This is a genomic window from Micromonospora mangrovicola (genome assembly GCF_047200535.1).
Taxonomy (GTDB): domain Bacteria; phylum Actinomycetota; class Actinomycetes; order Mycobacteriales; family Micromonosporaceae; genus Micromonospora.
Genome location: NZ_JBJZOG010000064.1, coordinates 14,002 through 35,758, shown reverse-complemented (window position 1 = coordinate 35,758; position 21,757 = coordinate 14,002). Strand labels below are relative to the sequence as shown.

Sequence of the window (21,757 nt, the reverse complement as noted above, 5' to 3'; positions counted from 1 at the left end):
GGGGAGGAGGAGTTGGTGTGTTTTGGTGGGGGGGGGGGGGGGGGTCGGGCGGGGGGGGGGGGGGGGGGGGGGAGGGGGGGGCCCCCCCCCCCCCCCCCTCGCGGCGGGTCAGCTCCAGATCGCCCGCGCCCACTCCGGGTGGTCGATGAAGGGGTTGCGGTTGCCCTGCCAGCGCTCGTAGATGCGCTGGTTGCGGCGCTGCTCGAAGGCGTCCGGTGGGTCCAGGTCGTTCCAGGCCAGCAGCTTGTTGATCCGTCCCAGGTAGGGCGCGCTGCCGTTGCTGACCGAGTCGTTCGGCTCCAGGTTCGGCCAGCCGTCGTCGCCCTCGTACCGGATCGCCATGTACAGGATCATGCGTGCCACGTCACCCTTCACCGCGTTTCGCGGCTCGAACGAGTCGGCGTCGGTGTAGCAGCCGGGTGCCTCGGCGACGGCGCTGCCGCCGGAGTCGAAGTCCTTGTTGCCGCGCAGGGAGTTGACCGACACGTCCGTCGGACGCAGGTGGTGCACGTCGGTGCCGGGGCCGTTGGCGGTGCCGAAGTCACCGTGCGACTTGGCCCAGACGTGTTCCCGGTTCCAGTCGTCCACCCCACCGCCGTTGCTGGTCTTGCTCTGCGAGCGTCCGGTGTAGAGCAGGATCACGTTGGCGGAGTTGGCCGGGTCCTCGTCGGTGTCCTTCAACGCCTCCCACACCTGGTCGTACGAGAGCGTCGTCTGCACCCGGATGATGGTGTGCAGCGAACTGCGCAGCGCCGTCCCGGTCTTGCCGACCGCGTTCGCGTAGTAGGTGGAGTCGTACGGTCCGCTGCTCGGGGTGGCGCTGGGGGAGGCGGTCGGCGACGGGGTGGTGCCGCCGCCCAGGCTCATCGCGGTCGGGTTCTTCAGGCCGCCGTGACTGAAGTACGCGGTGAGGGTGCCGGTCGCGGTGACCTGCTTGCCGCGCAGGGACGGGTTGGTGAGCAACCCGAACGTGCTCCGCCACGCGGCGGTGACCTGCACGTACAGCATCTTTCCGGTGCTGGTCTCGGTGGCCGCGTCGGCGATCGCGATCGCGGTGTCCGCGGTGTAGTTGGACGTGATCACCGTATTCGTCGCGGTCGGCTGGCCGATGACGTAACCGGTCACGGTGGCGGTCCGGCCGTCCTGGGCGGCCAGCGCCTGGGCGACGGTCAGGGTGGTCGCCGCCGACGCCGAACCGGTCACCGCCAGGGGGGTCGCGACGGTGACGGCCAGCGCGAACGCCGCGATCAGCCGCCCGGGTCGCGAGCGGGTGACGCTCTTCATATTCATGAACGGCGATGCTAGCGGGTGCGGGGTGAACTCCGGGAGATCACGAGGGCAACTTTGCGTCCTGTCCGGCCTCGAAGAGCACCGGCCAGGCGCGGGCCGCCGGCGCGAGCTGGGCCGGTCCCGGCGGCGTCTCGGCGACGCCCAGCACCTCCGCCGCCAGCTGCCCGAACATCGGTGCGGCCGGGTGCGCCGAGCGGAGCGGCCAGGCCGCCGAGGTGTGTCGCACCAGTGGCGCGCCCACGATCGGTCGCCAGGCGATCCGTGGCTCCCGGCGGGCCACCGCCTCCGGCGCGACGGCCACCGCCGCGCCGGCCAGGACCAGGCCGAACAGGAACTCCGGGTTGCGCGCGTGCCGGACCCGGGCCGGTCGGTAGCCGTGCTCCCGACAGACGGCCAGCAGGTGGTCGTGCCATCCGGGTGCGGTGGCCGGCGGCGCGGTGATCAGGTCGAGTCCGGTCAGATCGGCGAGCGCCACCTGCCGGGCCCGGGCCAGCGGCGCCCCCCGGGGCAGCAGCACCCCCATCGGCACCTCCACGGCGGGGCCGAAGCGCAGTCCGTTCTCCGCCACCGGCTGATGCAGCAGGCCGACGTCCAGCCGCCCCTCGGTCAGCGTGCGGGCCTGCTCCGCGCTGGTCAGCTCGTGCAGGTCGACCTCCAGCCCGGGGGCCCGGGCGGCGAGCCCGTCGAGCAGCGCGCGCAGGGTCACCGCCGGGGTCTCCGGAGGCACGCCGGCCCGCAGCACGCCCAGCGTGCCGCGGCGTACCTGGTCGACCGTGTTGCGCAGCCGCCGCTCCCCGGCCAGCAGCTCGTCGGCCTCGCCGAGCAGCAGTTGACCCGCGGTGGTGAGCCGGACCTGCCGGGAGCGGTCGAACAGGATCACCCCCAGTTCCCGTTCCAGGCGCCGGATCGACTGGCTGAGCGGTGGCTGGGCCATCCCCAGCAGCTCGGCGGCCCGCCCGAAGTGCAGCTCCCGGGCGACCACCACGAAGTGCCGCAGATGTCGCAGCAGGTCCACCCGGGCACCCTAACCTCCGGCCCTGGCTACCGTGTCCGGGTGGATGTGGGGAAGCGGGTCGGGGAGATCCTCGCGCGGGCCGGGAGCACCGGCTGCCTGCACGTGGTGGACGTGGACGAGCCGGGACGGGAGGTCGCCGTCCGGGCCGACGAGCAGATCGTGATCGCCTCCGTGTTCAAGATCCTGCTGGTGCTGGAGTTCGCCCGGCAGGTCGTCGCCGGGCAGCTCGACCCGGCCGAGCGGGTGCTGGTACGGGCGGCGGACCGGCTCGGCGGCTGGGGTGTCGCCGGCTGCGCCGACGACGTCGACATCTCCCTGCGCGACCTCGCCTACTTCACCATGTCGGTCAGCGACAACACCGCCGCCGACCTGCTGCTGCGCCGGGTCGGCCCGGACGTGCCGCCGATGCTCGCCGCCGAGCTGGACCTGCCGCGCACCCGGATCCTCGGTGGCCCCCGGCAACTGGTCGAGATGATGCTCGCCGACGTCGGCGCCCGCACCGAGGCCGACTTCGCCCGGATCTTTCCCACGCTGACCGCCGACCAGGTCCGGGCCATGCGGGTCTTCGACCCGGAGCGCACCACCTCCAGCACGGCCCGGGAGATCACCCGGCTGCTCGGGCTGATCTGGCGGGACGAGGCCGGTCCGCCGGCCGCCTGCGCGATGGTCCGCGAGCTGATGGGCCGGCAGCTCTTCTGGACCCGGCTCGCCGCCGGCTTCCCGCCCGGCGTGCGGGTCGCCGGCAAGACCGGCAACCTGCCCGGCCTGCACCTGGAGGCCGGGGTCGCCGAGTATCCCGACGGCCGTCGGTTCGCCATTCTGGTGTACGCCCGCACCGAGCGGCTGAGCGTCCGGCGCATCGACGTGGACCTGGCGATGGGCGAGGCGGCCCGCGCCGCGGTCGAGGCGCTGCGCTGAATTTCGGCCCGGCGCCGCACCCGGCATGCCTCTGCTGACCTGCAATGATATCCGGTCGCATATCGACCGTTCCGCCGGTCGATCTTGGACGGGGCGGGCCGGCCGGTGGTGGGGTGGGTGCACCGATCACCGACGGGGAGGACCCACCATGCTCGACAACCGCCCGTACGACCGCCGCCGCCTGCTGCGCGACGCCGCCGTCGGCGCCGCCGCCGTCTCGGCCGCCGGCCTCGGCGCCGGCACACCGGCCCAGGCCGCCCCGGCGGCCGCCGCGCCGGTCGGCGCCACCCGGTCCCGGGTCGCCGGCGCGGTCAGCTTCCGCTGGTGGGGCACGGCCGGCTGGCGGATCGACATCGGCGACCGCACGGTGCTGGTCGACCCGTACCTGAGCCGCTACGACACCGGGCTGTTCACCGGCAGGTTCGATGCCGGCACCCCGCTGACCGTGGACCGCGGGGCCATCGACCCGCTCGTGGAGCGGGCCGAGAACATCCTGGTCACGCACACCCACTGGGACCACTTCAACGACGTGCCCTACATCGCCGGCCGGACCGGGGCCCGGGTCTTCGGCACCCTCACCGCCTACCACCTGGGGTTGGCGTACGGGCTGCCGGCCGGCCGCCTCGCCCCGGTCAAGGGCGGCGAGGTGCTCGACTTCGGCGACTACACGATCGAGGTGGTCAGCTCCCTGCACAGCCGCAACGCCTCGTGGTCCGTGGCCTTTCCCGGCGTACGGGTCAGCCCGCCGTCGAAGCCGGAGAAGATCTCCGACCTGCCCGAGGGGGACACCCTGGCGTACCAGATCCGGGTGGCCGGCGGCCCGTCCGTGTTCTTCATGGGGGCGAGCGACCTCGACGAACGCAACCTGGCCGGGCTGGCCCCCGACGTGGCGATGGTGGCCTCCGCCGCGACCACCTCGACCGCCGACTACGTGCCGCGGCTGATGGCCGCGCTGGACCACCCGAAGGTCGTGGTGCCGGTGCACTGGGACAACTTCGAGACCCCGCTGACCAACCCGCCGACCGTGGCGGAGAGCGACCGCAAGCGTCTCGACGACCTGATCGCCGCCGTGCGCCGGGTGTCGCCGCGCAGCCGGGTGCTGGTGCCCGAGTACCACACCGCGTACCACTTCTGACCAGTCGTTAGAGGGCCCCGGGAACGCGTTCGGGCCGCGAGCCGGTCGCTCGCGGCCCGAACACGGCCGTAGGGTCAGCTGCCGATGTGGAGCCAGCTGCCGAAGGTGCTACCGACGCTGGCCTGGCCGGAGCCCCAGATCCAGTTGTCGGTGCCCTTGCCGTAGACCACGATCGCGCCGGACTCGGCCTGGATCGCGCTGGGATCGCCGACGAAGTCCGGCTGGCCGGTGCCGATCGTCTGCCAGCTACCGAACGCGGCGCCCTTCGACGGCTGACCGACGCCGCGGATCTTGTTGTCGGTGGCCCGGGCGTAGATCACGATGGTCCCGTTGTCCGCGATCAGCGGCTGCGGTCGGGAGGCGACCCCGGCACCGCTGGTGCCGATCCTGGTCCAGGCGCCGAAGGTGCTGCCCGCGCTCGCCTGCCCGGAGCCCCACAGGTACCCGTCAGCCCCGGTCGCGTAGACGGCGATGGCGCCCGACGGGGTGAGGACGGCGCTCGGCGCGGTCGTGAATCCGTCCGTGGGCTGCCCGGTGCCGATGGTGACCCAGCTGCCGAAGGCCGCGCCGGGCGACGGCTGGCCGACGCCGTGGATCTTGCCATCGGTGCCCCGGGCGTAGATGACGATCGTGTCGTTCTTTCCGATGATCACGCTCGGCTCGGAGGCGACCCCGGCGCCGCCGGCGCCGATCTTCATCCAGGCGCCGAACGTGCTGCCTGGACCGGTCTGGGCGGTTCCCCAGAGGTAGCCGTCGCTGCCGGTCGCGTAGACCGCGATCTCACCGCCCGGGGTCATCACCGCCGTCGGGTCGCTGGCGAACGTCGGCTGACCCGTACCGATCAGGCCCCAGCCCCCGAAGGCGGCGCCCGGCGAGGGCTGGCCCGCACCATAGATCTTGTTGTCCGTCCCGCGGGCGTAGACCACGATCGTCTCGTTGCCGGCGACGATGGACGAGGGGTGGCCGGTGAAGTTGCCCCGGTCGCCGATGCGCTGCCAGGGGCCGTAGGCCGCGCCCACCGAGGGCTGGCCCGAGCCGTAAATCCATCCGTCGGTGCCGAGCCGGTACTGAACCAGAACGCCGTCGTTCGTGCGAACCAGACCGAGGTCGCCCGTGGTGGCGGCCGCGCTGCGGTTGTCCTCCACCCCGTCCACGCCGGATGGCGACGAGTAGCCGACGATGTCGATGTCGGAGAGGCTGTAGTCCCGCGCCGAAACCCGGTCGCTGGAGTTCCCCTCGATGGTGGTGACCCGCCCACCGGACGTGCCGGTGACGATACCCACGTGGTCGATGGAGCCGCTCTGGTCCCAGTCGAAGACGACCGCGTCACCCGGCTGCGGCACGTAGCCGCTGCCGCGGGTGTGGTAGGTGTCGTTGTCCTGGCCGTACTCGCGGAACGACCGGGCCCAGGCGTTGAGCCCCGCGAGGTCGGTGATCCCGGCCTGCTTCCAGACGTACTTGGCGAAGTTGGCGCACCACGCGTACGTGCCGTCGCCGTTCACCGTGCCGCCGCGCCAGCCCAGGGAGTTGCATGTGGGCCAGCTGGTCACCTGGCCGCTGTAGTAGGTGCAGTTGTCGCTTCCCCGGTACTCGTAGTTTCTGCTGCCATCGTTCAGTTCACGTTGAGCGATCGAGACAATGGAGTCACGCAGGGTGCCGGCGGAGGCGTTCGGCGTGACGGTGAGCCCTGCCGCGAACAAGGCGGCGGTGCCGGTCAGGCCGATGGCGAGGCGCCGGACGCGCCGAGTGGATTCCGAACCAGTCATCGTGGTGAACCTTTCTCATCGGACGAAGAGCAATGTGATCCTCAATTGAATGTCCCGGGCCTTTTCTGTCGCGGTGGCCTCGTCGCTGGCGAGCAGGAATAGCACCACCTCCATTGCGCCCGGCCCGGCCCTGACGCGTATGTGTTCGACGCGATCCTCCGGTCTCATGTGGGCCCATAGCAGGTCCAACATGGAGGCGTCGTTGTGGCCCGACGTCTCGGGAGTTGGCAGCGTGAACATCGTCATCTGCATCGTCAGGCCCATTCGAAGCCGCCGTTGACCGTGGTTCCGGTCGGCTCGGTGGAATCGGCCCCCGGTGTGGCCCACTCGAATCCACCAGCAACGGTCGTGGCGCTGGCGGTGCCGACAGCGGGCGAGACGGCGACATCGAGGGCGGCGGGGCCGAGCAGGAAGGCGGTGAGACCGGCAATGACGGTGATGACCCGCATCGATGCATTCATGACAGACTCCTCCTGGCTGGTGAATTCGATAAGGGAATTTCTTCGGCGGTTTCTCTCGATTTCAATCCGGTTGTTTTCCCGGTGAGATGAAGCTTGCCCGCCGCCGAACCCCGTGTCACCACCTTCGACCTGGCACGAAGCTGCATGACAACTTGCTGCCAGGTCCCGGCCAAGGCCCGATCGGCCTTGCGCCGGGGAGTGCCTGTTCGGATACTCGTCTAATCACGGGGTGGAGGTGGCGATGCTCGAATCGCTCGGTCTTTCTGCGCAGGCTGAACAGGTGTATCGGCTGATGCTCGCGTTTCCGGACCTGGGAGTGGCCGGGCTTGCTGACCGTCTGGCCCTGACCGAGACCGACGTCCGTGCGGCCCTCGACGACCTGGCCGACCTCGCCCTCCTGCGACCGTCATCGGCGCGACCCGGGCTGCTGCGCCCGGTCTCGCCCGACGTGGGGCTCGCGTCGTTGCTCGCCCGCGCGGAAGCCGAGGTCCTGCAACAGCAGCGGCAGATAGAGGCCACCCGGGCCGCCATCAAGACGATCTCCGCGGAGCAGTTGGCCGCAGCTCAGGCCGTGGACGGGGTCCGCCGGTACGAAGACGTCGACAGCGTGCGGATCAGGCTCGAGGAACTCGCGGCCAACGCCACCCGGGAGTGCGTGTCGCTCAACCCCGGTAGCGCACAGGTGCCGGAGGCGAAGGAGACGAGCAAGCCGCTCAATCAGCTCGCACTGGAGCGGGGCGTGGCCATCCGCTGCGTGTACCAGGACAGCTATCGCAACGATCCGGGCGTGGTCGGCTACGCCCGCTGGCTGTCGGGGCTCGGCGGCCAGGTGCGGACGGTGCCGACACTCCCGATGCTCTTGGTCGTGGTCGACCAACGGATCGCCCTGCTGCCGCTCGACCCTGAGGACTCAAGCCGAGGGGCGGTGGAGGTCGTTCACTCCGGCGTCGTCGCGGCGATCTACGCACTCTTCGACCAGGTCTGGCGCACTGCGATCCCACTCGGCGTCGCATCCGCACCCGACATCCATGGCGTCGACCCGGTCGCCCGCGCCGTGCTGGAGATCCTGGCGGCGGGGCACACCGACGAGGTGGCCGCCCGCAAACTCAACCTGTCGCTGCGGACCGTACGACGGATCACGGCGGGCATCATGGAGGTCCTCGACGCCCGCAGTCGCTTCCAGGCGGGAGTACTGGCTGCCCAGCGGGGATGGCTCTGAGTCGCCGGCTCCGCCCCGCCGGTCAGCCGGCGGCCAGGTCGCGCAGCGCCAGCACCGACTTCCAGTTCCGGGTGGTCGCCACCATGCCCAGCTTCTTCTCCAGGTACGCGTTGGTGAACTTCGTCCGCCCGTAGCCGCCGTCGGGGAAGTGCAGGTGGATCTCCCGCCCGATGGCCGCGTACTCGATGTTCTCGCCGGCCGGCACGGTCAGCTCCTTGACCTTCGCCGCGGTGGGCGCGGCCGACAGGAAGGCCACCAGCATCCGGGTGGGGTCGTCCTGCTTCGCCGCGTACGGGCTGGCATCGGCGACCGCAGCCAGCTCGGAGTCGCTGCGCACCAGCACCGGCACCCGCAACCCCAGCTCGTCGGCGAGCCGGCGCTCGATGCCCTGGGCCAGGATGTCGTCCTTCGTCGGCGGGCTGGTGAAGACCACGTTGCCGCTCTGCAGGTAAGTCTTGACGTCCTCGTGGCCGAGGTCAGCGACGATCCGCCGCAGGTCGGCCATCGCCAGCCGGGTGGAGCCGACGTTGACGCCCCGCAGCAGGGCGGCGTAGCGGGCCATCCGGATCCTCCTCGCCTCGGACACTCCCGGGGCCACCAGCCTACGGCCGGGTCCGCCGGAGCCGCCTACAGTGGCGCGGTGACGACACAGGTGATCGTGCTCAACGGCGGTTCCAGCTCGGGCAAGTCCGGGATCGCCCGGTGCCTGCAGGGCGTACTGCCGGAGCCCTGGCTCGCGGTCGGAGTCGACACGCTGATCGACGCGATGCCCGCCGCCATGCGGACGTCGGCCGCCGGGATCGAGTTCGCCGCCGACGGTGGGGTGAGTGTCGGGCCGGAGTTCCGGGCCGTGGAGGCGGCGTGGATGCAGGGGGTGGCCGCGATGGTCCGGGCCGGTGCCCGGGTGATCGTCGACGAGGTCTTCCTCGGTGGCCCGGCGTCCCAGCAGCGGTGGCGGCAGGCCCTCGCCGGGCTGGACGTGCTCTGGGTCGGGGTCAGGTGCGACGGCGCGGTCGCCGTGGGGCGCGAGCTCGCCCGCGGGGACCGGATCCCGGGGATGGCCGCCGCGCAGGCGGAGGCGGTGCACCGGGGCGTGGCGTACGACCTGGAGGTGGACACCACGCACACCGAAGCGCTGGAGTGTGCGCGCGTCATCGCCGCCCGGATCTGCTGACCGGCGACCCGGCTACCCCGGAGGCGGGCTGGGCATCGGGGCGGCGGGGAACCGGCGTCAGCACCGGTCGGAGGGGAAGAGTTCCGCCCAGACCTGGTGCAGCGGGTAGCGGTGCGGCCGACCGTCGGCCAGCTCCGCCACGTCGATGTCGGCGTCGAACCCGACGGCGTTCTTGACCGACAGGGAGAGCCGACGCGGCAGCTCGCCTCCGGTCCGGTCGACCAGCTCATCGAAGCCCTCGACCGGTTCACCGGCGACGACCGAGGCGAGATCCCGGAAGCTGCCGACCCTGGGAGTGCGGATCTGCCACCAGGTGCCCGGGTCGGCCGGCCAGCCCGGCGAGACGCTCGGCTCCACGCTGACGGCGCTCGACGGCCCGGGCTGCGACCCGGCCGGCTCCGCTGCCGCCGTGGCCGGAGCGGTCGCGGCCGGCGTGGGGCCGGCCGGGGGGACCGCGTCGGTGGCCGCCGATGCCGTCGACGACCGCCGGGCCGGGTCGGTCAGGGTCAGCATGCCGACCGGGCAGACCCGTTCGAAGTGGAGGCTCAGCCGGCCGTCGACCAGCCGGGCCTCGACCTGCTCGGAGCCGGTACCGCAGCCAGCGGTCGCCGCGCCGACCAGGAGCAGGCCGACCGGTGCGGCGACGATCCGGCCGATACGGGGCCTGCCGTGGCGCATCGGGACCTCCCGGGGTCGCTGCGCCGGGGCGTCGCGCCTCAGCGCCGGCGGATGGCGGTGGAGTCGAGCCGAAAACCGATCGTGCGGTCGACGATCCGCTCGACCAGCTCCATCTTCCGCAGCCCCGCCACTCCGCGCAGCCCCGCCCGGGCGGCGAGGGCCCGGAGCTGCCGCGTCGTCCACGACGACAGATACGCCGCACCCTCGGCCCGCCGGGACATGCCGGTCAGCGCGAGGTGCGCCCGCTCGACGTCCACACCGGACGCCTCCGGGGCGGCGTCCGGGCCGGAGCCGGCAGCGGGCCCCCCGCCGGACCGCGTCGCCCGTCGCCCGGCCGGACCCGGCCCCGCGCCGGCTGCCGGAACGGCCGGACGGGCCGGTGCGTCGGCGGGCAGCACGGCCAACCGGGCCCGCCCCTCGATCAGCGCGGCCACGTCGGCGTCGGACAACCCGGCCAGGAACTCTGTCACCCGGGCCAGCACCGCTCGCGTCGGCTCGGTCATCCACCCGCCCCGGAGGCGACCGGGGAGGTCGGCTGCACCGCCGACGCCGGCTGGAGGTGGTCCAGGAACTCGGTGGTGATCTGGCGCAGCTCGTCGCGGACCGCCGGGGCGGTGACCCGGTCCCGCAGCACCACCGGCACCCCTCGGGGCGTGTTCGTGGCGAACAGGGTGACGTTCTCCCGCAGCGCCGTCGGGAACACCGGCAGCCCCAGCGCCCGCACCTGGTCCAGGTAACCCTGCTGCGCGGCGACCGGCCGCTGTGCCATCAGCTGGACCATGGTGAACACCACGCCGGCGATGCCCGGGGCGACCTTGTGATGGCGGCGGATCTTCGCGAACCGGCGGGAGTCCGCGTTGTACCGTTCGACCAGCTCCCGCACGTTCCCGTGCAGGTAGTCGATGCCGAGAGTGGACAGGTAGTCGGCCCGCGCCGGGATCAGCAGGTGGTCGCTGGCGATGATCGCCGACTGGGTCACCACGTTGAAGTTCGGCGGGCAGTCGATGAGCACCAGGTCGTACGGGTCCAGCGCCGGGTCGTGCAGCCCCTGGTCCAGCGACCCGCGCACCCGGAACAGCTCGGCGTCGTACTCGTCGCCGTCGGCCACGCCCCGCGCCAGGGCCAGGTCGATGTCGACGAGCTGCAGGTGCGACGCGATCAGGTCCAGCCGGCCCGTCCCCTTGAGCTGCGCGTTCGCCGGCCCGGGCGTGACCACCAGCTCGCCGAGGGTCGCCTTCGGGCTCTCCCCGCGCAGGCCGTCGTACCAGCGCTTCACCGTGCGCTCGTCGCGCAGCCGGTCCCGCCAGTCGTCCGGCTCGTAGAAGCTGAACGTCAGGCTGGCCTGCGGATCGAGGTCGATCAGCAGCACCTTCATGCCCCGGTTGGCCAACTCGGCCCCGAGGTTGGCGGTCATCGTGGTCTTGCCGACCCCGCCCTTGTAGTTGATCACAGATACGACGTACACCGGCACCTCCCCGACCGGGAACGGTAACGGGCGGCCGTGATCGGGAACAGCCCCGGTCCGCCGGGTCGCCGGTAACCCGGGTGGCGGATAGCGTCCTGCCCATGCGCGTGAACCCCCGGTACGCCACGGGCCTGCTCCTGGCGGTCGCCTCGGTGGTCTGGTGGGCGGTCGGCATGGCGGTGCTGCAGCCGCTGACCGAGCCGGCCGGCCCGTGGTCCGAGGTACTTCCCGGCAACCACACCTACTGGGCCCGGGAGGTACGCCTCACCGCGCTGGTCGGCATCGTGCTGGGGCTGGTCCTCGCCTTCGGGGGCGGCCGGTCGGCCACCCGCGCCGCCCTGGCCCTCGGCCCCGGCTGGCTCCTGGCCGACCTGGCCGTCGACCGCGCCGACCTGGCGGGCTGGCGGTACGTGCCGCCGCTCGCCGCCGTCGGGTGCCTGGTGCTGGCCGGGGCGGTGACCCTGTTGCGCCGGAGGCTCAGCGTTCCGCCGGACCGGCCGCCCGCCCGCCGAACGCTGCTGGTCGCCGCCACCGTCGCGGCGGTGCTGGCAGCCCTCGGCGCGGCGGTGGAGTCGCCCACCGACCGGGAGCCGCAGCTCCGCTGGGCCGGTGTCGGTACCGGTGCGCTGATGCTCGCGCTCGCCTGCGGCTGCGCGCTGGCCGCCACGGCGGGATCGGCCCGGCCCCGCGCCGGGCTGGCCGCCGGCCTGGCGTCGATCGGCGCGGTCACCGTGGTGGGCGTCCGGTTGACCCCGCCCGACCAGGCCATCCGCGCCGTCTGGGCGGGCGGCGTGCTGCTGGTGACCGCGGTGGCCGTGCTCGCCGACGCGCGACCGGAGGGGCGTTCCGTGGTGTCCTGGTACGCGGGGGTGGCCGCGGTGACCGGGGTCGGCCTGCCGGTGGTCCTGCTCGCCACGGACCTCGTCCAGACCTGGCTGCCGGTCGGGCCGGTCCTCACCCGGTTGAGCGGCAACATCACGCTCAGCGCCGCCGACACGGACACGCTGGTCACCCTCGACGGGCTGGTCACCGGGCTCGTCCTCGGGACGCTGTCGGCCCGGCTCGCCGCGCGGCGACCCGCCGCCGCGAGTCCCGTCGTATTCCGGTAGTCGTGCCCGGGATCAGGGCTTCTTGTAGACGGGCAGGCCGAGGGTGGTGCGTACCCGGTTGGCCTGGGTGCCGCCGTCGTGCGCGGCGGCGGCGCGGATCTCCCGCATCAGCGCCTGCGCGTCGGTCGCCTCGGCGGCTGCCTGCCAGTGCCGCAGGGCCACGTCGTTCTCCTTGAGCAGCGCCGCGACCGGCGCCTGCGCCTCGGCCGGCCAGTCGGTGCTGCGCAGCTGCTCGGCGTGGGCGGCGTTGGTGGTGGCGACGGTACGGGTCAGGCCCCGCACGGTCCGCCACGGTTTGCCGGCCCGCAACGCCTCCTGCAACTTCTCCAGCGCGGTGTTGTACGGCGCCACGATCGACAGGTACCGCCCCTTCGCCTCCTTTATGGTCAGCGGGGCGGACGCGGTCGGCGAGGGGGGCTCCCAGGCCGGGAACTCGGTCGTCCGGGTTCCCCCGCCGCAACCGGAGAGCAGCAGGACCAGGGCAAGGGCGGCGGGCCAGCGACGCACGGGACTTCCCATCTCCGGGGACGGCGGATCACGGCGAGTCTAGGGGTGACCCGGCGACCGTGCCGGCCGCCGACCGCCCGGACCGCCGGCGCGGCCATGGCCGGCTCCCGGCGGGGCCGGTCCGCGCCGGGATTGAACTGCTGCCGCTCGGGGGCCGTACCAGTGGGCGAGGATGTGGTGCGGCGGATCCGCCGCACCGCTGCCGAGCTGCGGGAGGCCTGCCGTGCGAGTTGGTGAGCAGTCGACGGATCCCATCGATCAGATCCTGGGCGAGGTGCCGGTGCCGGCGTCGCTGACCCCGGAGGATGTCCGGCTCGCGGTCCGGGCGGTGGTGGTGCACGCCGCCGAGGAGTGGCCCGCCGGACCGAAGTGCCGCAACGACGGCGCCGCCTACCCCTGCCGGCTGCACCGGTGGGGGCGGCGGGTGCTGGCGGCCCACGGCCTCAACGAGCGTCAGATCGACGCGCTCGTGCGGCACGGCAACCCCTTCGTGCACGTGCCCTTCCCGTTCGTGTTGACCGGACCGGCGGCGCGCCCGCCGGCTCCGGCCGCCCAGTCCCCGCGCGGCCAGGCCGGCCGGGTGGCCGCACCCAATGGCGTGCGGCCCGCGACCCGGCCCGGCGCGACCGGTCGGCCCGTGGCGCCCCCCGCCACCCGGCCGCGCTGGCCCCGGGCGAGCTGACGACCGCTCCCGGTCGCGGCGTGGCATCGGGCCCGCCGAGCCGGAGCCGGTCGCATCGGGGGCACGCCCGAGCAGCGCGACGCCCGGGGCGACGAGACGGCGGCCCGCCGCGGGGACCCCCCCACCCCCGCGTCGGGCCGCCGTCCACGACCGTGACTCAGTTGCCGACCCCGCAGTCCGGGGCGGACCAGCTGGTCCTGTTGGTCAGGCCGTCGCTGTTGTTCTCCCGCCGGGAGTCCAGGTGCACGTGGTTGTCGTGGCCGGGGTAGCCGGGGCCGTAGATGCCGCTGAAGCCGTGTGAGCGGGCGGACTGGGCGACCCGGCACAGCGAGGAGGTGCGCGAGACCACGTCGGCGGCGTAGCCGTACAGGTGCTGGCTGTTGGCGGCCCCGCCCACCTGCCGGTTGCAGCTGGTGTCACGGAAGCCGCTGGTCACGTACAGCGGCTTGTCGCCGAGGCTGCGCCGCAGTGCCTCCAGCTTCCACATGGTGCGTACCGCGTTCGCCTTCGTCTGGGTGGCCGACAGCGGGCCCCCGCTCCACCCGCCGCGACCGCAGCCGTCGTCCAGCTCGCCGTAGCTGAAGTGCGCCGGTGTGCAGTCGTTGTCCTGGAGCTGGTAGAGCTTGTTGAAGGTCTGCGGGCCGGCGACGCCGTCGACGCGCAGGCCGTACGCGGACTGGAAGCGTCTGACCGCGGCGGCCGTCTCCGGCCCGTAGATGCCGTCGATCCGAACAATTCCCCCGTACGCGGACCAGCCGGCCACGCGGATCTGGAGCTGGCGGACGTCGTCGCCAGAGCGTCCCTGGTACAGGTTCCGGTTCCAGGTGTAGCAGCCGTCGGCGTGGGCGGCCGGTGCGGCGACCACCGTGGCGATCGCGGCCCCGGGCAGTGCCAGCGCGAACGCGACGGCTACCCGCTTGAGGGTGTTGACGCGCACGAAAGTCCTCCCGATAGGAGATCGAATGAGGTGTGAGCAGGGCATCGACCGAGACGTCCTGTCCCCTTCACCTTCGCAGCGGTGCGGGCGATTCGTGGGCAATAACCGGAATTGTTCTCATAATTGCTTGTTCCTGGGCGTCGGCTGTGAATAGCAAGGTTTTGCGAATCGCCCATTCCAGGCCGGAACGGTGTGCCGCTGCCGCAATGGCGCGATCGTGACGGAAATGGCCTACGGCACCACCGAGGGTTATGTCACCGGGCCCGGGAGGCCCGGTAACGTCTCCGCCGGGGCCCGGTACGGCTCCGCGGGCGGGGGAGGTCGGCGTTGGCGCGTGGAGGCATCTTCTGCATCGAGGGTCAGTGGCACCGGGACCTCAACGAGCGCGGCTCCGTCCTGCCCACCCTCGAACTCCTCGAACGGCTCGGCAAGATCCGCTTCATCCACAAGGACGCGGCCACCCGCGACGAGCTCTTCTACTTCCTCGACCGCTGGCTGCTCAAGCAGTACGCGGACTACCGGGTCGGCTTCTTCGCCATGCACGGCGAGCCGAGCCGGCTCTGCCTCACCGACTGGGACTCCGTCGAGCTGGCGGACGTCGCCCAACGGATGGCCGGCCGCTGCGAGGGGCGCCGGCTCTACTTCGGCAGCTGCTCGGTGCTGCGCGCCTCCGACGCCGCACTGCGCGACTTCCTCGACATGACCGGCGCGGCGCTGATCTGCGGCTTCACCCGCGAGGTCGACTGGGTCGAGTCCGCGGCGTTCGAGACGGTCCTGCTGGACGTCCTGGCCAACGGTCAGCGGCACAACGCCGCCGAGCTGCGGATGGGCTCCGCGCACTGGGCGCCACTGGCGTCGTACCTGGGCTTCCGGGTGATCTATGCGAACGGCCGGGCCTGGCGGCCGGCGGTGCCGCCCCGGGTGCCGGCCCAGGCCAACCCGCGCCGGGTCGCCAACCGCCCCCGCTGACCGGGCCGATGGCCGGGCGGCCTGGTAGAACCGAGACATGGCACGCACCATCGCGACCAACACCCGGGTCGACCGAGACGCCCTGATCGAGTTCCTCCGCCCCCGGCACAAGGTCCTGCTGATGACGACCCGTTCCGACGGCCGGCCCCAGTCCTCGCCGGTCTCCTGCGGTGTCGACGCCGAGGGCCGCCTCGTGATCTCCACCTACCCGGAGCGGGCCAAGGTGGCCAACATCCGGCGTGACCCCCGGGTCTCCGCCTGTGTGCTCTCCGACGACTGGAACGGGCCCTGGGTGCAGGTGGACGGGACCGCCGAGGTGCTCGACCTGCCCGAGGCGCTCGAACCGCTGGTGGCGTACTTCCGCAGCATCTCCGGCGAGCACCCGGACTGGGACGAGTACCGCCAGGCCATGGTGCAGCAGGGCAAGTCGCTGATCCGGATCACCGTCGACGGCTGGGGCCCGATCGCCACCGGCGGCTTCCCCGCCCGGCTCGCCGACTGACCCCGGTCAGTACGCCGCGGTGAAGCGCGCGTTGCGGAACCGCGGGCTCTCGATCTCGTCGACGATCGCCACCGCCAGATCTTCGTAGGTGAGCACCGACCGGCCCTGCGCGTCGGTCACCGGCTGGTCGGTGCCGGTCCGGTAGTGGCCGGTGCGCTCACCCGGGTGGAACTCCAACGGCGGCGGGGAGACGTACGTCCAGGTGACCCCGTCGGCCGAGGAACGGTAGACGGCGAGGGCATCGGCCTGGCCCTCGGCCGAGTCCCGGTACTCCTCCGGGAAGTCCGGCTCGTCGAGGTACGGGGTGCCCTTCGAAGTCAGCAGCGTCGCCCCACCGCCCACGTGGATCACGCGGGGCGGGTCGGGCTGCCCGCGCAGCGTGTCCACCAGCGTCCGGGCGGCGTCACGCCAGAGCTCCCGTTCGCCGCCGCCGATCGCCACCACGAACACGTCCGCGTCCTCGGCCAGCTCCCGCACGCTCTGCGCCGAGGTGGCGTCGCCGGTCACCGGGCGTACCCCGGGCGGCAGGTAGCTGGTCGCCTCCGGGCGGCGTACCGCCGCGGTCACCCGGTGCCCCCGCTCGACCGCCTCGGCCGAGATCCGCGACCCCGCGGTGCCGCCGGCACCGAACACGACGATGTTGGCCATGCCCTCAGGCTAGGGATTCGGCCGCGCGCCCGGTGCGGTTACGCGGATCACGCCGGCCCCGCGCCGGCTCAGTCGATGAGCGCGGAGTAGACCAGTTGGCGCAGCTGCGAACGCAGCGGGTACGTGCTCGACGGCATGAGCTGGGTGAAGAGCAGGGCGGTGACCTTCTCCACCGGGTCCACCCAGAACGCGGTGCTGGCCAGGCCGCCCCAGTAGTACTCACCCAGGCTGCTCGGCACCCGGGACGGCACCGGGTCCAGCACCACGGCGAAGCCGAGCCCGAAACCGATGCCGTCGAGGATGGTCTCGGCGAACCCCTCCGGGGAGAACGAGGCCAGGTCCCGGTTGCCGGGCAGGTGGTTTCGGGTCATGAACCGGACCGTGCGGGGCCCGAGCAGGCGAACCCCGTCCAGCTCCCCGCCGCGCAGCAGGAACTGGGTGAACCGGTGGTAGTCGGCCGCCGTCGAGATCAGCCCGCCGCCGCCGGAGAACCAGCTCGGCTCGGCCAGCGCGGCCCGGCCGATGCCGTCGGCGCGGACCGCCTCGCCGGTGGCCGGGTGCGGGGTGTAGAGGGCGGCCAGCCGCTTGGCGTCCGGCTCTTCGACCCACCACCGGGTGTCGGTCATGCCGAGCGGACGCAGGATCCGCTCGGTGAAGAAGGCGTCCAGGCTCTGCCCGGAGATCACCTCCACCAGCCGGCCCAGCACGTCGGTGGAGACGCCGTAGTTCCAGCTCGTGCCGGGCTGGAAGAGCAGCGGCAGCCGGGCCAGGCCCGCCGAGGCGGCGGCCAGATCCGCGCCCGGCGGCACGCCCAGGTCGAAGCCCGCCTTCCGGTACAGGCCGTCGACCACCGTGCTCTGGGCGAAGCCGTACGTCAGGCCGGCGGTGTGGGTGAGCAGGTGCCAGACCCGGACCGGTTCGACCGCCGGCACGCTGTACGGCTTGAGCACCGAGCCCTTGTCGTAGACCCGGACGTCGGCGAACTCCGGCAGCCAGCGGCTGACCGGGTCGTTCAGCTCCAGCCGACCCTCTTCCCAGAGCATCATCACGGCGACCGAGGTGATCGGCTTGGTCATCGAGTAGATGCGCCACAGGGTGTCCGCCTCGACCGGCGTGCCGGCCTCCCGGTCCCGCAGCCCGTACGTCGAGGCGTGGGCGATCTCGCCGCGCCGGGTCACCACGATCTGCCAGCCGGCGAGCCGGCCGTCGTCGACGTACCGGCCGAAGTGCTCGTCGATCCGAGCCAGGCGGGTCGGGTCGAAGCCGATGTCTGCGGGGTCGGTACTCACTGCGAGGTTCACCGCGCCGACGCTACCGGTCGGTAGGCGTGCCGGGAAGTGTCGGCTGATCACACTAGGCTCGGCCGCATGCCGGAGACCGTCGAGGAGACCACCTACCGCCACCAGGACTGGTACGCCGAGGAGTTGGTCGACCGGCACTTCGTGCGGTGCGAGTTCTTCCACGTCGACCTCACCGAGGCGCTCAGCCAGGGGGCCAGCTTCACCGAGTGCGTCTTCGGCAACGTCGCCTTCAACGCCTCCCGGCACACCGATTCCGCGTTCACCCGCTGCACCTTCAAGCGGTGCAATCTCTTCGAGGCCGAGTTCACCGGCTGCAAGCTGGTGGGCAGCACCTTCGACCAGTGCGACCTGCGCCCGCTGCGGGTCGAGGGCGGCGACTGGTCGTTCGTCGCCCTGCCCGGCGCCGACCTGCGCGGGGTTCGGATCAGCGACGTGCGGATGCGGGAGGCCGACCTGACCGGCGTGGACCTGACCGGTGCCACGGTCACCCGCGTCGACCTCTCCGGCGCCCAGTTGCACAGCGCCAAGCTGGTCCGGGCGGACCTGCGGGGCAGCGACCTGACCGCGCTGGACCCGACCGCCGTCGAGCGGGCCGGCGCGATCGTCGACGCGGAGCAGGCGGTCGTGTTGGCCCAGGCGCTGGGCTTCGAGATCCGCTGAATTTCGCGCCGGAAAGAGGCCGTGGGATGTCAGATTTTCCTGCCAGGCTGACCGTCATGGCATGGTGGTCCGATCTGGTGGCGTCCGAACCCGACTTCGCCGCGCGGGTGCGCGCCCGCTTCGCGGTCCGCAAGCACGGCACGATGGCGACCTTGCGGCGGGACGGCTCACCCCGTATCAGCGGCACCGAGTTCGACTTCGGCGCCGACGGCCAGCTGCGGCTGGGCAGCATGGCGGGCGCGCGCAAGGCCCTCGACCTGCGGCGCGATCCCCGGGTGGCGCTGCACTGCCCGACCGAGGACGCACCCGAGGACGACCCGGTGTCCTGGGACGGGGACGCCAAGGTTGCCGGCCGGGCGCACGAGGAGCCGCCGGGCGAGGACGGTTCGCACCGGTTCCGGATCGAGCTGACCGAGGTGGTGCTGACTCGGGTCGGCGACCCGCCGGACCACCTGGTGATCGAGAGCTGGCATCCCGGCCGGGGGCTGGAGCGGCGCGAGCGGCGCTGAGCGCACGTCCCGCTGTCGGGAAGATGCCTCGTGCCGACAGCTTCTCGGAATTCGAGACGTGTGTCATTCTCCCTGCGGCGGGGCCGGGGCGACCGCCGGTGGCCGAGGGAGGGGTCGGTGGCTGAGGACGAACTCACCCAGACCGGGATCCGGGTCGGGCGGTGGCTTCCCGCCGTACCCGCCGAACCGGGCCGGGAGCCGCAACCGCCGGCCGCGCCGCGTCGGCTGCCCGCCGGCCCGGACGACGGGGCCGCACCGGGGTCGGCCGACCCGGACCGCGCCGCACCCGCGACCGACCCGCCGTCCGCCTCCACCGGGCCGTCGGTGCCGGCGGACGGCTCCGCCGAACTGCCAGGGGCGCCCTCCGTCGACCCCGACCCGGCCCGGCACTCGGCCCGGGAGAGCGTCGCGGAGCGGCTCGCCGAGCTGGTCCGCCCGGCGGCCGCAAAGGTGCGGGTGGCCGTCGGCGCCGCGCCGGACGGGCCGGCCACCCGGGTCGGGGTGGCCCGGGCCCGGCGGCGTCGTCGTCGGGCGGTGCTGGGCGCGGCGGCAGTGGCCGCGCTGGCGCTGGCGGCGCTGGCGTACGTCGGTCGGGGGCCGCGTGCCGACGATGAGCCGACCGTGGCGGCGGCGCTGCCGACGGTCGCCGCCTCGGTGCCGGCCCCGGCCCCGCCACCGACGGTCGTGCCGGTCACCGGGAACCCGGCCTTCCCGGGCGGGCCGCTGCTCAGCGTGGACCAGCAACACGTCCCGGCGCTGGTGGACCTGACCGCGCTCGGCGGCCGGGACTGGATCCACTGGGGCGGCCTGGGCGGCGGCAGTGTGCAGCGCAAACAGACCGGCACCGGGGAGATCGTCGACCCGGGCGGCGCTCGGCTGGAGCACGCGGCCAGCGTGTCCGCCTTCGCCTGGGCCGACGGCACGCCGGTGGCCCGGCAGGAGGGGACCCGGTACGGGGTCTTCCAGCGGGGTGCCGGGAAGGCCTTCTCGTTGAGCGTGGCCGGCAGTGGGGACCTGCGGACCGTAAGGCTCTTCGTCGGCGCGTTCGGCGCGGGCGCCCGGCTCGACGTCCGGCTCTCCAGTGGCGGGGATCCCGCCGTCCGGGAGGTGGCGCTCGCCGCCGACGACCGCTTCTACGAGTACGTCATCCACTTCCGCGCGGCGCGCGGTGCCAAGCTGCTGATCACCTGGCGAGCGCTGACCGTCGTGGGCGGCGCGAACGACGGCGTGGCCATGGAGGCGCTCGCCGTCAGTTGACGCTCCGCCGCTACCGCCGGGTAACAAACTGGAAACTCCCACCCGCCGACATATGGCGCATCACCCCCGAAAGATGGAAACGTGAAGCGGGTCGCGCCCCGCCCGTCCCGACGGCCGGGGCGTGGTGGGGAGCGGAGGTCAGGTGGGGCAGGCAGGCCACGGTCCGGCCGACGGCCGGACGTCGTATCCGCGCGGGCGGACACGGTCGGAGTTCCGTCGGATGGCGCGGGCCCGGCGGCGGCGACGCTGGCTCCTGGAGACACTGGTGGCACTCGGCTGTCTGGCCGCGGTCACCGGGTACCTCGGCACCGAGCTGCACGGGACACCCCGGGAGGAGCGCAGCGGCGTACTGCCCGGGCCGCCGGCCGCCCGGCCCGAGACGCCGGGCCCGGGCGCGCCGGGTGCCGACAGCGGGGTCGTGACGCCGGGCCTGCGGCCCCGGCAGCGCCCGCCGTCGCCGACCCCGTCGCCGTCCACGTCGGCCACTCCGGCGGTCTCCCCGCTCCTGGCGGTCGACCAGGCGGACATCCCGGCGCGGGTCGACCTGACCGCCGCAGGCCCCACCGACTGGGTCCACTGGGGACTGCTCGGTCCCGGCGCGCCGGTCCGCAAGCGCGACGGGTCCGGCGAGATCCGGGACGAGGGCGGCCGGGGCGAGCGGGTGAGCTACCGCAACAACCCGGAGATGTACACCTGGCGCGACGGCGCCCCGGTCGAGTCGGCCAGCGGGACCATGTCGGGGGTCTACACCTGCGACAAGGGCAGCGGCTTCAGCCTCTCCGTGGCCGGCGGCGGCCGGGAGCGCACGGTACGCCTCTACGCCGGGCTCTGGATGGCCCGGGCCCGCCTCGACCTGCGGATCTCCGGCGGCGGGCCGGCCAGCACCCTGCGGCTGGAGGACCCGCACACCGTGCGGACCGCCCAGTTCACCGTCCGTTTCCGCGCCGCCAAGGGCGCCAAGCTGCTGGTGAGCTGGACGGTCGAGGAGTCCATGGGGGACTGCGGCAACGTCAGCCTCCAGGCGGTCGCCCTGCGCTGAGCCGTCGTTCGCCCGGTGCCCCGGGCCGCTCGGGGGTAGCGTGGTCGCGACGGTCGACGGACGAGCCGGGAGGAACCGATGGCGACGGGCGAGCAGGTGCTGGACAGCCCCGAGGGGTGGGTCGCCAACCACATCCGGAGGTACGTGGAGACCGACGGCGCGGAGGGGCACGAGTGGCGGCCGGGGGTCTACACGCTGCTGCTGACCATCCGGGGCCGGCGCTCCGGCCAACTGCGCCGCACCGCGTTGATCTACGGCCGGGACGGCGACGCCTACCTGGTGGTGGCCTCCCAGGGCGGCGCGCCGCAGCACCCGGCCTGGTACCTCAATCTGCTCGCCGACCCGGAGGCCCGGGTGCAGGTCGGGTCGGAGCGGTTCACGGTCCGGGCGCGCACCGCGACCCCGGCGGAGAAGCCCCGGATGTGGCGCACCATGACCGCCGCCTGGCCGGCGTACGACGACTACCAGACGAAGACCGACCGGGAGATCCCGGTCGTGGTGCTGGAACGGGTCTGA

The 21,757-nt window shown here is 73.1% G+C and carries 26 protein-coding genes; 13 read left to right on the top strand and 13 right to left on the bottom strand.

The window, feature by feature from the left end; translation table 11 throughout:
• Window positions 1–108: 108 nt before the first annotated feature.
• Window positions 109–1,290, bottom strand: coding sequence for an endonuclease (locus tag ACL02O_RS23030; protein WP_412820209.1), 1,182 nt, complete (start codon window positions 1,288–1,290; stop codon window positions 109–111).
• 40 nt (window positions 1,291–1,330) lie between these two features.
• The gene (locus tag ACL02O_RS23025; RefSeq protein ID WP_412820208.1) at window positions 1,331–2,305 is read right to left on the bottom strand and encodes a LysR family transcriptional regulator; all 975 of its coding nucleotides are present in this window, start codon (window positions 2,303–2,305) and stop codon (window positions 1,331–1,333) included.
• Between the two features lie 39 nt (window positions 2,306–2,344).
• Here ACL02O_RS23025 and ACL02O_RS23020 point away from each other — a divergent pair, with 39 nt between their 5' ends.
• Together ACL02O_RS23020 and ACL02O_RS23015 are read left to right on the top strand one after the other, a co-directional pair.
• Window positions 2,345–3,223 (top strand): serine hydrolase, encoded by an 879-nt coding sequence (locus tag ACL02O_RS23020; protein WP_412820207.1) that lies wholly within the window; start codon window positions 2,345–2,347, stop codon window positions 3,221–3,223.
• A gap of 148 nt (window positions 3,224–3,371) precedes the next feature.
• A complete protein-coding gene (locus tag ACL02O_RS23015; RefSeq protein ID WP_412820206.1) occupies window positions 3,372–4,358 on the top strand; it encodes an MBL fold metallo-hydrolase in 987 nt (328 codons plus the stop codon).
• Window positions 4,359–4,432: 74 nt separating this feature from the next.
• Here the strand turns inward: ACL02O_RS23015 and ACL02O_RS23010 are convergent, their stop codons facing one another.
• From ACL02O_RS23010 to ACL02O_RS23000, 3 genes are read right to left on the bottom strand one after another with little or no spacing between them, the layout of a single operon-like run.
• Window positions 4,433–6,124 (bottom strand): CHAP domain-containing protein, encoded by a 1,692-nt coding sequence (locus ACL02O_RS23010; RefSeq protein WP_412820205.1) that lies wholly within the window; start codon window positions 6,122–6,124, stop codon window positions 4,433–4,435.
• A 15-nt stretch (window positions 6,125–6,139) separates the two neighbouring features.
• Window positions 6,140–6,388: a hypothetical protein gene (locus tag ACL02O_RS23005; RefSeq protein ID WP_412820204.1), complete on the bottom strand. Its 249-nt coding sequence runs from the start codon at window positions 6,386–6,388 to the stop codon at window positions 6,140–6,142.
• Window positions 6,379–6,573, bottom strand: coding sequence for a hypothetical protein (locus tag ACL02O_RS23000; RefSeq protein WP_412820203.1), 195 nt, complete (start codon window positions 6,571–6,573; stop codon window positions 6,379–6,381). Before ACL02O_RS23000 ends, ACL02O_RS23005 begins: the two co-directional genes overlap by 10 nt.
• A gap of 241 nt (window positions 6,574–6,814) precedes the next feature.
• Between ACL02O_RS23000 and ACL02O_RS22995 the strand changes: the two genes are divergently transcribed.
• Window positions 6,815–7,804 (top strand): helix-turn-helix transcriptional regulator, encoded by a 990-nt coding sequence (locus ACL02O_RS22995; RefSeq protein WP_412820202.1) that lies wholly within the window; start codon window positions 6,815–6,817, stop codon window positions 7,802–7,804.
• A 22-nt stretch (window positions 7,805–7,826) separates the two neighbouring features.
• Here the strand turns inward: ACL02O_RS22995 and ACL02O_RS22990 are convergent, their stop codons facing one another.
• Entirely contained in the window at window positions 7,827–8,366 is a 540-nt protein-coding gene (locus ACL02O_RS22990; RefSeq protein ID WP_412820201.1) for a DUF1697 domain-containing protein, read from the bottom strand.
• Between the two features lie 78 nt (window positions 8,367–8,444).
• Between ACL02O_RS22990 and cpt the strand changes: the two genes are divergently transcribed.
• Window positions 8,445–8,978: a chloramphenicol phosphotransferase CPT gene (cpt, locus tag ACL02O_RS22985; RefSeq protein WP_412820200.1), complete on the top strand. Its 534-nt coding sequence runs from the start codon at window positions 8,445–8,447 to the stop codon at window positions 8,976–8,978.
• 57 nt (window positions 8,979–9,035) lie between these two features.
• Here cpt and ACL02O_RS22980 read toward each other — a convergent pair whose 3' ends face one another.
• The 3 genes from ACL02O_RS22980 to ACL02O_RS22970 are packed head-to-tail and all read right to left on the bottom strand — an operon-like array spanning window position 9,036 to window position 11,121.
• Window positions 9,036–9,656: a hypothetical protein gene (locus tag ACL02O_RS22980; protein ID WP_412820199.1), complete on the bottom strand. Its 621-nt coding sequence runs from the start codon at window positions 9,654–9,656 to the stop codon at window positions 9,036–9,038.
• A gap of 38 nt (window positions 9,657–9,694) precedes the next feature.
• Window positions 9,695–10,159, bottom strand: coding sequence for a hypothetical protein (locus ACL02O_RS22975; protein ID WP_412820198.1), 465 nt, complete (start codon window positions 10,157–10,159; stop codon window positions 9,695–9,697).
• Entirely contained in the window at window positions 10,156–11,121 is a 966-nt protein-coding gene (locus ACL02O_RS22970) for a ParA family protein (RefSeq protein ID WP_412820197.1), read from the bottom strand. The genes ACL02O_RS22975 and ACL02O_RS22970 overlap by 4 nt, the downstream gene beginning before the upstream one ends.
• A gap of 101 nt (window positions 11,122–11,222) precedes the next feature.
• Between ACL02O_RS22970 and ACL02O_RS22965 the strand changes: the two genes are divergently transcribed.
• The gene (locus tag ACL02O_RS22965; protein WP_412820196.1) at window positions 11,223–12,230 is read left to right on the top strand and encodes a hypothetical protein; all 1,008 of its coding nucleotides are present in this window, start codon (window positions 11,223–11,225) and stop codon (window positions 12,228–12,230) included.
• Between the two features lie 12 nt (window positions 12,231–12,242).
• On the opposite strand, the gene ACL02O_RS22960 is transcribed toward ACL02O_RS22965, so the two are convergent.
• Window positions 12,243–12,737 (bottom strand): hypothetical protein, encoded by a 495-nt coding sequence (locus tag ACL02O_RS22960; protein WP_412820195.1) that lies wholly within the window; start codon window positions 12,735–12,737, stop codon window positions 12,243–12,245.
• Window positions 12,738–12,960: 223 nt separating this feature from the next.
• Between ACL02O_RS22960 and ACL02O_RS22955 the strand changes: the two genes are divergently transcribed.
• On the top strand, window positions 12,961–13,419 hold the full coding sequence (locus ACL02O_RS22955; protein ID WP_412820194.1) for a hypothetical protein: 459 nt from the start codon (window positions 12,961–12,963) through the stop codon (window positions 13,417–13,419).
• Between the two features lie 157 nt (window positions 13,420–13,576).
• Here the strand turns inward: ACL02O_RS22955 and ACL02O_RS22950 are convergent, their stop codons facing one another.
• Window positions 13,577–14,356, bottom strand: coding sequence for a D-Ala-D-Ala carboxypeptidase family metallohydrolase (locus ACL02O_RS22950; RefSeq protein ID WP_412820193.1), 780 nt, complete (start codon window positions 14,354–14,356; stop codon window positions 13,577–13,579).
• A 327-nt stretch (window positions 14,357–14,683) separates the two neighbouring features.
• Between ACL02O_RS22950 and ACL02O_RS22945 the strand changes: the two genes are divergently transcribed.
• Window positions 14,684–15,325 (top strand): DUF6642 family protein, encoded by a 642-nt coding sequence (locus tag ACL02O_RS22945; protein ID WP_412820192.1) that lies wholly within the window; start codon window positions 14,684–14,686, stop codon window positions 15,323–15,325.
• A gap of 37 nt (window positions 15,326–15,362) precedes the next feature.
• Window positions 15,363–15,827 carry a PPOX class F420-dependent oxidoreductase gene (locus ACL02O_RS22940; protein ID WP_412820191.1) on the top strand — a complete coding sequence of 155 codons (465 nt, stop codon included), beginning with the start codon at window positions 15,363–15,365 and terminating at the stop codon, window positions 15,825–15,827.
• Window positions 15,828–15,833: 6 nt separating this feature from the next.
• Here the strand turns inward: ACL02O_RS22940 and ACL02O_RS22935 are convergent, their stop codons facing one another.
• Together ACL02O_RS22935 and ACL02O_RS22930 are read right to left on the bottom strand one after the other, a co-directional pair.
• The gene (locus ACL02O_RS22935; protein ID WP_412820190.1) at window positions 15,834–16,475 is read right to left on the bottom strand and encodes an NAD(P)-dependent oxidoreductase; all 642 of its coding nucleotides are present in this window, start codon (window positions 16,473–16,475) and stop codon (window positions 15,834–15,836) included.
• Between the two features lie 68 nt (window positions 16,476–16,543).
• Complete coding sequence (locus ACL02O_RS22930; RefSeq protein WP_412820189.1) at window positions 16,544–17,776, bottom strand: serine hydrolase domain-containing protein; 1,233 nt, start codon at window positions 17,774–17,776, stop codon at window positions 16,544–16,546.
• 66 nt (window positions 17,777–17,842) lie between these two features.
• Between ACL02O_RS22930 and ACL02O_RS22925 the strand changes: the two genes are divergently transcribed.
• The 5 genes from ACL02O_RS22925 to ACL02O_RS22905 all read left to right on the top strand — a co-directional run bounded on the left by ACL02O_RS22925 (window position 17,843) and on the right by ACL02O_RS22905 (window position 21,757).
• On the top strand, window positions 17,843–18,436 hold the full coding sequence (locus ACL02O_RS22925; protein ID WP_412820188.1) for a pentapeptide repeat-containing protein: 594 nt from the start codon (window positions 17,843–17,845) through the stop codon (window positions 18,434–18,436).
• Window positions 18,437–18,492: 56 nt separating this feature from the next.
• Window positions 18,493–18,945, top strand: a complete 453-nt coding sequence (locus tag ACL02O_RS22920; RefSeq protein ID WP_412820187.1) for a pyridoxamine 5'-phosphate oxidase family protein — start codon at window positions 18,493–18,495, stop codon at window positions 18,943–18,945.
• A 117-nt stretch (window positions 18,946–19,062) separates the two neighbouring features.
• Window positions 19,063–20,202 (top strand): hypothetical protein, encoded by a 1,140-nt coding sequence (locus ACL02O_RS22915; protein ID WP_412820186.1) that lies wholly within the window; start codon window positions 19,063–19,065, stop codon window positions 20,200–20,202.
• Window positions 20,203–20,467: 265 nt separating this feature from the next.
• A complete protein-coding gene (locus ACL02O_RS22910) occupies window positions 20,468–21,241 on the top strand; it encodes a hypothetical protein (protein ID WP_412820185.1) in 774 nt (257 codons plus the stop codon).
• Between the two features lie 78 nt (window positions 21,242–21,319).
• Entirely contained in the window at window positions 21,320–21,757 is a 438-nt protein-coding gene (locus ACL02O_RS22905) for a nitroreductase family deazaflavin-dependent oxidoreductase (RefSeq protein WP_412820184.1), read from the top strand.